Source organism: Persicobacter diffluens (assembly GCF_036244895.1).
In the GTDB taxonomy this organism is placed as follows: domain Bacteria; phylum Bacteroidota; class Bacteroidia; order Cytophagales; family Cyclobacteriaceae; genus Persicobacter; species Persicobacter diffluens.
In genome coordinates this window covers 2,290,965-2,302,887 of the sequence record NZ_BQKE01000001.1, presented here as the reverse complement: position 1 = coordinate 2,302,887, position 11,923 = coordinate 2,290,965, and the positions used below count along the sequence as shown (strand labels likewise).

The following is an 11,923-nucleotide window of genomic DNA, read 5'->3' as shown; positions in this document are numbered from 1 at the left end:
TGAGGTGGTTGTGAGATTTTTTGCCACGAATGCCACGAATGCCACGAATTATTTTGAGGAAGCTTTTTGGGCTGTAGTTAGCTGCGGTACCTTCCACAACAACCTTCCGGCCTTGATCAATGGGCGGATCGACAAGGGTTCTGCTGGCGACCAGAAGGCATCACAGCGACATTTTTGCAAGATTTCACCATTCTCCTGTCCTCTCCAAATGTCGCCTTGATGGATTCCGGCAGCAGGTTCCTTGGCCCGCCAACATTGATCACCGCCTTGATTTTTTTTGTTTCGTTTTTCATCAAGAAAAAATGAAAAAGAGGAAGGTGTAACATTATGTAAAGATAGAAATGAGCAATTGGCCGGATAATTCTACTAATGAGCTTTTGGGTTGATTTTCAGCAGATAAGGGATTTACAAATGCAATTTAATGGATTTATGAGCGGACACTCACGCAATTTAGGGTCTTAGCGAGGACGCAAAGACCAGGGTTGAAGAGGAGGGGATTTACTTATTTCGCGTAGTTGGTGAATTGGCGCTCACGATTAAATGGATTTTTTTTTTGCCACGAATGCCACGAATGCCACGAATTATTTTGAGGAAGCTTTTTGGGCTGTAGTTAGCTGCGGTACCTTCCACAACAACCTTCCGGCCTTGATCAATGGGCGGATCGACAAGGGTTCTGCTGGCGACCAGAAGGCATCACAGCGACATTTTTGCAAGATTTCACCATTCTCCTGTCCTCTCCAAATGTCGCCTTGATGGATTCCGGCAGCAGGTTCCTTGGCCCGCCAACATTGATCACCGCCTTGATTTTTTTTGTTTCGTTTTTCATCAAGAAAAAATGAAAAAGAGGAAGGTGTAACATTATGTAAAGATAGAAATGAGCAATTGGCCGGATAATTCTACTAATGAGCTTTTGGGTTGATTTTCAGCAGATAAGGGATTTACAAATGCAATTTAATGGATTTATGAGCGGACACTCACGCAATTTAGGGTCTTAGCGAGGACGCAAAGACCAGGGTTGAAGAGGAGGGGATTTACTTATTTCGCGTAGTTGGTGAATTGGCGCTCACGATTAAATGGATTTTTTTTTAGCCACGAATGGCTCGAATTTTCACGAATTGTTTTGAGGTTGCTTTTGGGGCTGTAGTTAGCTGCGGCACCTTCCACCACAACCTTCCGGCCTTGATCAATGGGCGGATCGACAAGGGTTCTGCTGGCGACCAGAAGGCATCACAGCGACATTTTTGCAAGATTTTACCATTCTCCTGTCCTCTCCAAATGTAGCCTTGATGGATTCCGGCAGCAGGTTCCTTGGCCCGCCAACATTGATCACAGCCTTGATTTTTTTGTTTCGTTTTTTATCAAGAAAAAATGAAAAGAAGAAGGTGTAGCATTATGTGAAGATAGAAATGAGCAATTGGCCGGATAATTCTACTAATGAGCTTTTGGGATGACTTTCAGGAGTTAAGGGATTTACAAATCCAATTTAGTGGATTTATGAGCGGACGCTCACGCAATTTAGGGTCTTAGCGAGGGCGCAAAGACCAGGGTTGAAGAGGAGGGAAGGAAGATTATCCATTTATCTTAGTCCGAAATAGGTGCTGAAGGTCCCAAAGGTGCTTATCGTAATTTAATTTCAGGGATATAGAATTTTTTTGGATAAGCCTAAGCTTATTAATAAGTTATTACAAAATCAATAACACAGCCTTAGTTCTTACGGTGGCTCAAAACCTAATTCCACTTCAACATCCGGACTTTCTTCTTTTTCCGAAGGTGTGAGAGCAGAATCCGGTGCGTATCCCGATTATTTTCATAAGCCTGAATGAAGTCCCTCAAATAATGCACATCATTTTGGTAGTATTCCTTCTCCACATAGCCAAATCCCTGATAAACCCCATTCTCCACCAGCACGAGGCAATATTCGCCCGGTTGTCGACCATCTTCCACCAATAGAAAATTTTGCTCATCATATTGAAAACGATCCAGGAGTAGTTGTGCTCGCTGATTATAGGCATTCACTTCTTCTTTCCCCAGGCAGGCTCCCTTACAGCGTTTCAGGGTATAATTAAAACACTCTTTTTGACTTTTATATAAACCACTAAGCTTTTGGCAAAGGTCATATTTTTCCACTGCCTGAAACATAAATTCCTGTGCGGCATTTCGGTTGGAAAATTGGTAAATCGGTGTGCCATGAGGATCATCTTTAGCAATATTGAAAGTGATGTAGCCTTCCAAATTATAGCCTGCGAATAGCTGATAATGGAATTTACTTCTTCTCAATGCCCGGTTGAAGGGTGGTTTATTTTTCTTAATCTCATGGGACTCCAAAAGCAAAGCCGCCAGTTCGTTTCCTGTGGAAACAAAGTCAATATTGACGATTTGTGATTTGAGTTGTATCGCTTTTTTCGTTTTAGTATTGTACAGATGACTTAATACCCTTTTGTGGATATTAATGCTTTTTCCAATATAGAGTAATTGCCCTTGCTCATCCAGAAAATAATATACCCCCGGATCTTCCGGAAGCGCTTCTACATCTTGATGTTGAAATTTTGGATGTAAATGGTTTTGGTATTGATGCGTTTGTGGGAGCTGAAGCTGGATTTTGCCGGTATCCTTTTCTAGCAGGATTTCAAAAAGTTTTACGGTTGCCTCCGCATCTCCAAAGGCGCGGTGACGGGCCGAAATGTGGATCCCAAGCCGGTCCGTTAATTTGCCCAGACTGTAAGAGGGGAATCCCGGTAATAGGGCACGACTCATTTTCACAGTGCAAAGCGTGGGACGCTTATACTCAAAACCCAGGCTTTTAAATTCCTGCCGAACAAATTGATAATCAAAGCCGACATTATGGGCGACAAAAATACAGTCCTCCGTGATCTCCACAATTTCTTTCGCCACCTCAAAAAAACGAGGAGCATCAGCAACCATCTCATTATCAATGCCGGTCAATCGGGTAATGTGATAGGGAATGTTTTTCTCCGGATTGATCAAGGTGCTAAACTCTTGGATCACTTTTTCCCCATCGTGAATAAAAATGGCGATTTCCGTAATTTTTTCTTCCTTGGTATTCCCACCCGTCGTCTCAATATCAATAATGGCGTATTTTTTTGGGAAATTTTTATCCTCAACCATGGTTTTCCTCCCGGCTTATTCGTCCTTAAAATTTTTAATTGAACTTAAACAATGTATTTTATCCTTAAACCTAGATGTTGGTATTTTCTTGGAATCTTCCATCGCTTAGGCAGAGTTATTGTAACTGTATCTGCGAACATAAACAATTGAATAATGGAAGAAAATAATTTAGATAACTTATTGAATTCCATGCGTGAGTTGAACGACGCATTGGAGTCTTTGGTGAAGAAATTGGCAGAAGATTTTGAGTATGCTGATGATTTAATGAGCTATCAAACTTCGAAAAGTCCTGTTTTGGATGAGCAGCTAAACGGTTTGAACTTATTACAGGATCTGGCCAATAGAATGAATTAATAGCAGGCCAAAAAAAGGGACACTATTACTAGCATCCCCTTAATATTTTATGAACTCCGCCCTTATAGTTTTTCCAGGATGTAATTCGTCATCATGGTGTAAAGGTGTCGGGTAGCATTATCTCCGTAAATGCCGTGGTTTCTGTTCGGATAGTAGAAAGATCGGAATTGTTTGTTAGCACTGATAAGTGCATTTTCCAATTCTACTGCATTCTGAAAGTGAACATTATCATCGGCTGTTCCATGAATCAGGAAGAAATTTCCTTCTAATTTGTCGACATGGAATACAGGGGAATTATCGTCATAACCGTTGGGGTTAAGCTGTGGTGTAGATTGGTAACGTTCCGTATAAATGGTGTCATAATAACGCCAGTTCGTTACCGGAGCAACCGCAATAGCAGTGCTGAAAACATCTGCACCTTTCATCAAGCAAAGCGAGGACATATATCCACCAAAGCTCCAGCCCCAAATGCCAATACGGCTTTCATCAATATAGCTTTCCTGGGCAAATGATTTTGCCGCATAAATTTGATCTTCGGATTCTATTTTCCCCAAATCCTTATAAGTGATGTGCTTAAAGTCACGTCCTTTGCCACCGGTACCGCGGTTGTCCACACAGGCTACTAAATAGCCCTGGTTGGCCAACATAAAGTACCAGGCATCTCTGGAAGAAGGGAAGGAGTTTTTTACCATCTGTGAGCCTGGCCCGCCATAAACAAACATCAGCAAAGGATATTTTTTATTGGGGTCAAAGTCGGCAGGCTTAATCATATAAGCGTTAAGGTCCGTTTGACCATCCGCCGCTTTTACCGTCATAAATTCCTTTGTGCCGATTTGGTAATTGGCCCAGGTTTCTGCCTGCGCTTGATTTTCCTCCAGTACTTTTAATTCCTGTCCTTTTGCATTGTGAAGCGTCACTCTTAATGGCTGCTCCACATTAGATTGGTATTGAATGTAGTATTTGAAGTCTCCGGAGAAATTGATGCGGTGATTACCTTCGCGAGTGCTTAGCTGCTTTTTTCCTTTTCCTTTATAGTCCACTACATAAAACTGATCTTCCAGGCTGCTTTGCTCTCTTGACAAAAAGTAGATTTTCTTTTTCTTCTTGTCCACTCCCACAATAGTACTCACCTCCCAGGCACCATTGGTGATCTGGCGGATTTCCTTGCCGGAGGCATCATGCAAATAAATGTGCTTATAGCCGTCCTTTTCTGAGGTGCGGATGAAGCTGCCGTCTGCCAGGAATTCTATCTGATCATTAAAATCAAGATCAACATAAGTCTTGCTCGTTTCTTTCAACAATAGCTCAAACTTTCCATCCGTAGCATTGGCTGCTCTTAACTCCAATTCATTTTGCAATCGGTTCATCCAGATATAAGAAAGATGCTGACTGTCATTGGACCAGTACATTCTTGGAATATATACATCTTCCTCGCTTCCCTTATCTATTGCGGTGGTCTTTGAGGAAGCTAAATCATAAATGCTCAGGAAAATATCTGAATTCTTTTCCCCTGCCTTAGGGTATTTGAATTTATATTCTACCGGATAAAGACTGCCATACATCGCCATGGAAAATTCCTTTACTTCTGACTCATCAAAAGAAAGGTAAGCTAATTTCTTACTGTCTGGTGACCATTTGAAGGCTTTGGCGATGGAGAATTCTTCCTCATACACCCAGTCCCCCATTCCATGCAATAAGGCGTTATACTGGCCATCTGTAGTAACGGCAGTTTCTTCCATGGTGGCCAAATCCGTCACAAATAGATTATTGTTTCTTACAAAAGCCACCTTATTACCATCAGGTGAAAAGGTCGCAAAAGATTGCTTGTCTCCTTCGGCTAAGGCCACTACGGTGTTTGCCTGACGGTCATAAACATAGTAGAAAGCTTTCCACGAACGGCGGTAAATGGCTTCATGCTCTGTTTCTATCAATATTTTTTGCTCATCGGCAGAAAAGTGGTAGGCATCAATGCGGATGCTTTTATCCAACAGGTCTGTCAGGCCTTTGGAAGAGGCCAGGGTGTCCACCGGCAGGCCGGATTGAATGTCCATCTTGACTACAAAATCACCGTTGATATCCCGGATCATGCTGCTGTAGTACTGCCCATCTTTCATCCAATTAATGCCGTATACAGATTGGCCTCTGAATACGCCATTTTTAAAAATGTCATCAATGTTGAGGTCTTTTTTCGCCTGTGCCCAGGCAAAAGCACCCCAAAAACATAGGGTAAAAAGTAATAAGGATTTTTTCATAAAGGGTAATTGTTAAGCCATTAGAATTTACTCACTGCCGAGATAAATCCTGCTACCATCTGGGCGGTTTCCTCTGGAGCTTCAAACATGCCCATATGTCCTACATTGTCCAGTTGGTGCAAGGTGATGTATTGACTTAATCGGGCTTGCATTTGGCTGTCCTGAAGGCTAACGGCAGGGTCTTCCTTACCGGCTATCATAAATATTGGTCGGTTAAACTGTTCTAATACTGTTTTGGCGTCTGCCCGGTCTCTCATGGCGGCGGCATAATCACAAAAAGTATCCTTAGGCGTTTCAGCGGCCAATTCGGAAAGCATTTTTATCTCCTTTGCCATTAGTGGAACATTGGCCGGGGCGAATAGATTTTTGACAAAATCCTTAGAGAAAGCAGCAACTGATTTTTCCCGAACAAACTCGATGGTTTTGGAGCGGTTTTTCTTTTTCTCTTCCGCATCTTCATAAGCCGTGGAGTGGAAAAGGCCAAAGCCTTTAAGCTTTTCCGGGAACAATCGGGCAAACTCCAGCGTGATATAGCCACCAAGCGAGTGGCCCACCATAATGGTCTTTTCAATGCCTTGCTCCTCCATAAAATCAGCAATATACCGAGCGATATCTTCCAGAGATTTTGGATGGATAGGATCACTTTTTCCAAATCCGGGTAAATCCAGCGCAATGCTTTGAAAGCTTTTCGGTAGAAGGTTTATCCATTGCTCCCAGATTTGGGAGGTCTCACAAAAACCATGGAGAAAGATTACGGGAAATCCTTCTCCATGGGTGGTGTAAAAATATTTTGACATAGATTGATTAAATCGATTTCAGGCCTGCACGTTTACTGTTTTATTGGAGGGTGCAAGCATTTCGATAATAGTATTTTTTATTCCTTCCGGATCGAATCCGCATTCCTGATGCAGCTCTAATTGGGTACCATGCTCGACGATGGCGTCCGGAATGCCCAATCTTTTAAGTTTTGAAGTATACTGATGATCCACCATGAATTCCAATACGGCAGAACCAAAGCCGCCCATTAAGCATCCATCCTCTACAGTGATCACTTTATCAAATTTGCGGAATACCTCATGCAACATGGCCTCATCCAGGGGCTTTACAAATCGCATATCATAGACCGCAACATTGGCGTCTTTCGCAACCGCTTCTGCAGCCGTTAGTGCATAGTTTCCAACCGTTCCAATCGTTAGAATAGCGATATCTTCCCCCTCTTTCACTTTTCGGCCCTGGCCAATTTGAATTTCTTCCAATGGGGTTTTCCATTCAGGCATCACCCCTTTACCTCTCGGATATCGAATAGAAAATGGACGCGCATTTTTCTCCAATTGAGCGGTAAACATCATATTGCGCAATTCCTGCTCATTCATAGGAGCCATCACCACCAAATTCGGGATGCAACGCATATAGGCCAAATCATAAGCCCCATGGTGGGTGGGGCCGTCTGCTCCGGCAAATCCGGCGCGGTCCAAACAGAAGATCACATGCAAGTCCTGAATACAGACATCATGAATCACCTGATCATAGGCTCGCTGCATAAAGGTGGAGTAAATATTACAAAACGGAACGGCTCCCTGGGTGGCAAGGCCGGCAGAGAAAGTTACCGCATGTTGTTCGGCAATGCCGACATCGAAGGCACGCTCCGGCATGGCCTTCATCATGATATTGAGCGAACAGCCTGAAGGCATCGCAGGAGTCACGCCCATGATTTTATCATTTTGTTTCGCTAGTTCCACGATGGTATGACCAAAAACCTCTTGGTATTTTGGCGGTTGTGGACTTAAGATCGGCTTTTTTTGAATCTCTCCGGTAACCTTATCAAAAGTTCCGGGAGCATGCCACTTGGTTTGATCCTTTTCTGCAGGTGCATAGCCTTTCCCTTTCGTGGTGAGCACATGCAATAATTTGGGGCCTTTAATGGATTTAAGGTCGCGCATAACGCTCACCAGATGATCCAGATCATGGCCATCCACCGGGCCAAAATAGCGCAAATTAAAGGATTCAAAAAGATTGCTATGCTGCATGAAAAAAGCTTTGGTGCTATTTTCAATCTTGGAGGCAATCTCTTGTGCATTAGGACCAAATTTGGACACCTTCCCCAGAAGATCCCAAACCTCATCCTTAATTTTATTGTAAGTTTTGGAAGTGGTAATGTCGGTGAGATAGTCTTTCAGCGCCCCAACGTTTGGGTCAATGGACATATTATTATCATTCAGGATAATCAGCAAATTGGTGTCTTGCAAATCTCCGGCATGATTCATTGCCTCAAAGGCCATTCCGCCAGTCATCGCCCCATCGCCAATTACGGCAATGTGGTGGCGATCGTCTTTGAACTCATTATTGGCCACCGCCATTCCCAAAGCAGCAGAGATGGAAGTGGAGCTGTGACCTACGCCGAAAGTGTCAAATTCACTTTCTTTACGCTTAGGAAAACCTGAAATACCGCCATACACACGGTTGGTGTGAAATTGATCTCTTCTCCCGGTTAGTATCTTGTGGCCATATGCTTGATGTCCAACATCCCATACCAACTGATCCTTAGGAGTGTCAAAGACATAGTGCAAAGCCGTTGTCAACTCCACAGTTCCCAAACTCGCACCAAAATGCCCACCGTAAACTGATACATTATCAATGATGAATTGTCTCAACTCATCGCGAAGCTGGTGCAATTCTTTTGTGTTCAGTTTTTTAAGGTCCTCAGGACAATTTATATTCTTCAGTAATTTACCGGGCTCTATCAGCATAATCAATTTGTTTTTCATGATCTGACTCGCAGAACAATCCATATTCCAAGCCACTAAAACTTGTGGGCTCGAATGTGCAAAAATAAGCTATGTTTTTTAGAATGTACTAAATTCAACCTATAAATCCTTGAAGAATCTTTTGAAACGTTCGGATCATCGGTCCAATTTTTATACGAAGTATCTAACAGAATCAATAAATATTTGTTGAAATGGACTGTTTTCAAATTTCATGATGGCAGATCCCGATAAAAATAATAATTTTGAAGTGCTACAATTAAATAGATTGATGCTTCGCCCTTAACTGTTTGGATTTTGTCATTTGAAATAAAACTGCCGCTTTTTGAAGGTCCTTTTGATCTTCTGCTTTTCTTTATCCAGCGCGATGAGTTGGACGTCAATGATATTCCTATTGCGAAGGTGACGTCAGACTTTCTGGCCTATATCCGGGAAATGAAAGAGCTGGATGTAGAGTTGGCATCTGAGTTTATGGTGGTGGCGGCCACCCTAATGCGAATTAAGGCCAAAATGCTTTTGCCTCGTCCGGAATTGGATGAAGAAGGGCAGGAAATTGACCCACGGGAGGAGTTGATGCAGCATTTGTTGGAGTACAAAAAATATAAATCGGTTTTAGAGGATTTTCGACAACTAGAGGAGGCGGAATTAGGTAAAGAAAAAAGGGGCAATCTGCAACGGGAAATATTACAAATGCAAACGGCCTATTCTACAGAAATGGAAATGCACAATCTGGATATGTATAAGCTGCTTAAAGTTTACCAACAGGTGCTCAACAGAGCAGAAAAAGCATCGTATCAGCCCGTCCATGAAATTGTTCCCTATGAATACACTATCGCAGATCAGAAGATTTGGCTATTGGAAAAATTAAAATCCAGATCGCAAATGGACTTTGGGACTTTGGTAGAGGAAGTAGGGGATCGGGTAGGTCTGATTTTTACTTTTTTGGCCATCCTGGAATTGGCGCAATGGCAGGAATTGAAACTGGTGTTGGGAGAGGGTTTCAATAACTTTTGGATTGAATCGGCTTAATCAAATATGGATATTTCCAACAGAAAGATTTTTTCAACCCTGAATCCAAGAAATGTCTGGATTCCGATCATTTTAGGACTGGCCATCGCGGTTTTGTTATTTATGAGTGATGATCAGGTTTCTTGGGAAAACTTAGGGATTCTTTTTCAGCCTGCCCGTTTTTTTCCATTGCTCATCGCCTTTTTGGTGATTATTTCCCGTGACGCGGGCTATATCTACCGCATCCGAACACTCACCGGGGAAAGACTGAGCTGGAAATCATCCTTTTATGTGATCATTCTTTGGGAATTTTCTTCCGCTGTCACACCCTCTGTGGTGGGAGGAACGGCGGTGGCAGTCTTTATTTTGATGAAAGAAGGAATTCCCTTTGGCCGGGCGCTGGCTTTTGTAATGCTGACGGCCATTCTCGATAATTTATTCTTTGTATTGTTTGCCCCATTGGTGCTTTGGTTAAGTCAGGGAGATGTTTTCAGTGGTATTCCGGATAATATTTTTGATCGGGGATTACCTTTTTTCTTTTGGCTTTCCTACAGCTTGATAGCTTTATACACCCTGGTGATGTCCTGGGCTTTACTCTTTCATCCTCGTGGTTTTAAGTGGTTTTTGTTAAAAATGACGACCCTTCGCTGGTTAAGGCGTTTTCGAATTAAAGCGAACCAGCAGGGTGATGAAATGATTATTGCTTCTCAGGAACTCAGAGGGAAGCCCCTTGATTATTGGTTGAAGATTATTTGTGCGACTATTTTCGTTTGGGTTGCCCGCTATTTGATGCTGAATTCTGTAATGGCGGCTTACGTGGATTTGTCCTGGGGCCAGCATCTATTAACTTTCGGAAAGCAGTTGATCATGTGGATTGTTATGCTCATATCCCCAACCCCGGGAAGTAGCGGTACCGCGGAGTTCTTTTTTCAGCAGTTTTTTCAATCGCTTTTGGGCGAGTATACCTTCGGTATCAGCTTACTTTGGAGATTGTTGTCTTATTACCCTTACTTATTTTTGGGCGCTGTATTTCTTCCTCGTTGGATACAGCGGGTGTTTTTTAAGAAAAATGTGGAGGAAGTTTTAAAGGAAGAAAAGGATAAAATATAAAGCTGGTATATTTATTGACATAAAGGTTGTTACAAATAAATTTGATCATTTTATTGCGGTCAATTACTATTATTAACCTTTATTTGATTTTTAGATGAAAAAGTTGGTGGCATTTTTTGCTCTTTTTATGGTGTCTGTAGCAGTTTTTGCTCAAATCGTAAGCACTCAAGTTAAGATAACGGTATTGGACAAAAATGGAAACCCGGTGAAAGGCGCTTCTGTGACGCTTTATGCGAATGAAAAGGATTATGATAAGAATGAAAATCCTGTTCAGGAAACACAAACTACTGATGAGAAGGGGAGGGTTGCCTTTAAAAAATTGAATGTAAAAAAGTATTGGGTTCGAGCTGAAAAAGGAGAAGCAAGTAACTATTGGGGAGCTGATTATATCGAAAAGCTTAAGCCTAAAACCATTAATAAAGTCAATTTGATCATTGAGTAAGTAAAAAAAAGCCTGAGTTGGAGCTCAGGCTTTTTTTTTATCCTCGGGTAAATACCCAGTCATTTCCTTTGGAAAGTGCTTCATTAAATTGATAGCCATCCTGGTCAAAGGCTTTCAAATCTTCCGGATTTTGAATGCGGTGGGTAATCATAAACCGAACCATCTGTCCGCGGGCTTTTTTGGCAAATAGCGCAATGGTTTTATAGCTGTCTCCCTTTTTTTCTTTAAAAATCGGGGTAATGATTTGGCCCTTTACCACTTTTTTCTGAATTGATTTGAAATACTCATTAGAAGCCAGATTGATCAATACCGGATTTTCTTCCTGCTCTAAATCAGCATTTAATGCTTTGGTGATGCGATCGTCCCAGAACTGATACAAGTTGTCATTTCCTTTGGTGGGTAATTTGATTTTCATCTCCAGTCGATAAGGTTGGATAAGATCCAGTGGGAGCAAATATCCATAAAGCCCTGAAAGAATTCTTAAATGATCCTGCGCAAATATTAAATCTTCATCTGAAAGGTTATGTGCGTCAATTCCGGTATAAACATCTCCTTTAAAAGCCAAAAGTGCCTGACGGGCATTTTCTGAAGTGAAAGGCAGGTGGAAATTACGATAACGGTCGTAATTCAATTCTGCCAGATTATCACTAATCTCCATCAAAGATTTTAGATCCTCTTTTTTATATTTCTTTAAAGAAGAAATGAGTTTTTTGGATTCGTTCAAAAAAGTGGGTTGACTAAAAGCTTCGGTCCTGATGTCTATAGAAAAATCCTGAGATTTTGCAGGTGAAATAATTGCGATCATATTAATGTCTGTTCTTTGGACAAAAATAAAAAAGCGAAGGAAAAGTTTAATCTTCCTTCGCTTT

General features: G+C 41.9%; 11 protein-coding genes. 4 read left to right on the top strand and 7 right to left on the bottom strand.

Features of this window, described 5'->3' with window-relative positions:
• Positions 1 to 116 precede the first annotated feature (116 nt).
• The 3 genes from AAA970_RS09430 to AAA970_RS09420 all read right to left on the bottom strand — a co-directional run bounded on the left by AAA970_RS09430 (position 117) and on the right by AAA970_RS09420 (position 3,126).
• A complete protein-coding gene (locus AAA970_RS09430; protein ID WP_338236911.1) occupies positions 117 to 293 on the bottom strand; it encodes a hypothetical protein in 177 nt (58 codons plus the stop codon).
• Between the two features lie 356 nt (positions 294 to 649).
• Positions 650 to 826, bottom strand: coding sequence for a hypothetical protein (locus tag AAA970_RS09425; RefSeq protein WP_338236911.1), 177 nt, complete (start codon positions 824 to 826; stop codon positions 650 to 652).
• A 902-nt stretch (positions 827 to 1,728) separates the two neighbouring features.
• Positions 1,729 to 3,126, bottom strand: coding sequence for an exonuclease domain-containing protein (locus tag AAA970_RS09420; protein ID WP_338236910.1), 1,398 nt, complete (start codon positions 3,124 to 3,126; stop codon positions 1,729 to 1,731).
• Positions 3,127 to 3,279: 153 nt separating this feature from the next.
• Between AAA970_RS09420 and AAA970_RS09415 the strand changes: the two genes are divergently transcribed.
• A complete protein-coding gene (locus tag AAA970_RS09415; RefSeq protein WP_060686645.1) occupies positions 3,280 to 3,480 on the top strand; it encodes a hypothetical protein in 201 nt (66 codons plus the stop codon).
• Between the two features lie 62 nt (positions 3,481 to 3,542).
• Here the strand turns inward: AAA970_RS09415 and AAA970_RS09410 are convergent, their stop codons facing one another.
• Genes AAA970_RS09410 through dxs form a run of 3 tightly spaced genes read right to left on the bottom strand, consistent with a single transcriptional unit; the run spans position 3,543 to position 8,479 of the window.
• The gene (locus tag AAA970_RS09410; RefSeq protein ID WP_338236909.1) at positions 3,543 to 5,732 is read right to left on the bottom strand and encodes a S9 family peptidase; all 2,190 of its coding nucleotides are present in this window, start codon (positions 5,730 to 5,732) and stop codon (positions 3,543 to 3,545) included.
• Between the two features lie 20 nt (positions 5,733 to 5,752).
• Positions 5,753 to 6,529: an alpha/beta fold hydrolase gene (locus AAA970_RS09405; RefSeq protein ID WP_338236908.1), complete on the bottom strand. Its 777-nt coding sequence runs from the start codon at positions 6,527 to 6,529 to the stop codon at positions 5,753 to 5,755.
• Positions 6,530 to 6,547: 18 nt separating this feature from the next.
• Positions 6,548 to 8,479 (bottom strand): 1-deoxy-D-xylulose-5-phosphate synthase, encoded by a 1,932-nt coding sequence (gene dxs / locus AAA970_RS09400; protein ID WP_338237714.1) that lies wholly within the window; start codon positions 8,477 to 8,479, stop codon positions 6,548 to 6,550.
• A 312-nt stretch (positions 8,480 to 8,791) separates the two neighbouring features.
• Between dxs and AAA970_RS09395 the strand changes: the two genes are divergently transcribed.
• The 3 genes from AAA970_RS09395 (at position 8,792) to AAA970_RS09385 (ending at position 11,054) form a co-directional block, all read left to right on the top strand.
• Positions 8,792 to 9,523, top strand: coding sequence for a segregation and condensation protein A (locus AAA970_RS09395; RefSeq protein ID WP_338236907.1), 732 nt, complete (start codon positions 8,792 to 8,794; stop codon positions 9,521 to 9,523).
• A 6-nt stretch (positions 9,524 to 9,529) separates the two neighbouring features.
• Positions 9,530 to 10,612, top strand: a complete 1,083-nt coding sequence (locus tag AAA970_RS09390; protein WP_338236906.1) for a lysylphosphatidylglycerol synthase transmembrane domain-containing protein — start codon at positions 9,530 to 9,532, stop codon at positions 10,610 to 10,612.
• Positions 10,613 to 10,706: 94 nt separating this feature from the next.
• A complete protein-coding gene (locus AAA970_RS09385; RefSeq protein ID WP_053405351.1) occupies positions 10,707 to 11,054 on the top strand; it encodes a carboxypeptidase-like regulatory domain-containing protein in 348 nt (115 codons plus the stop codon).
• Between the two features lie 37 nt (positions 11,055 to 11,091).
• Here AAA970_RS09385 and yaaA read toward each other — a convergent pair whose 3' ends face one another.
• Positions 11,092 to 11,859: a peroxide stress protein YaaA gene (gene yaaA, locus AAA970_RS09380; protein ID WP_053405350.1), complete on the bottom strand. Its 768-nt coding sequence runs from the start codon at positions 11,857 to 11,859 to the stop codon at positions 11,092 to 11,094.
• Positions 11,860 to 11,923 lie beyond the last annotated feature (64 nt).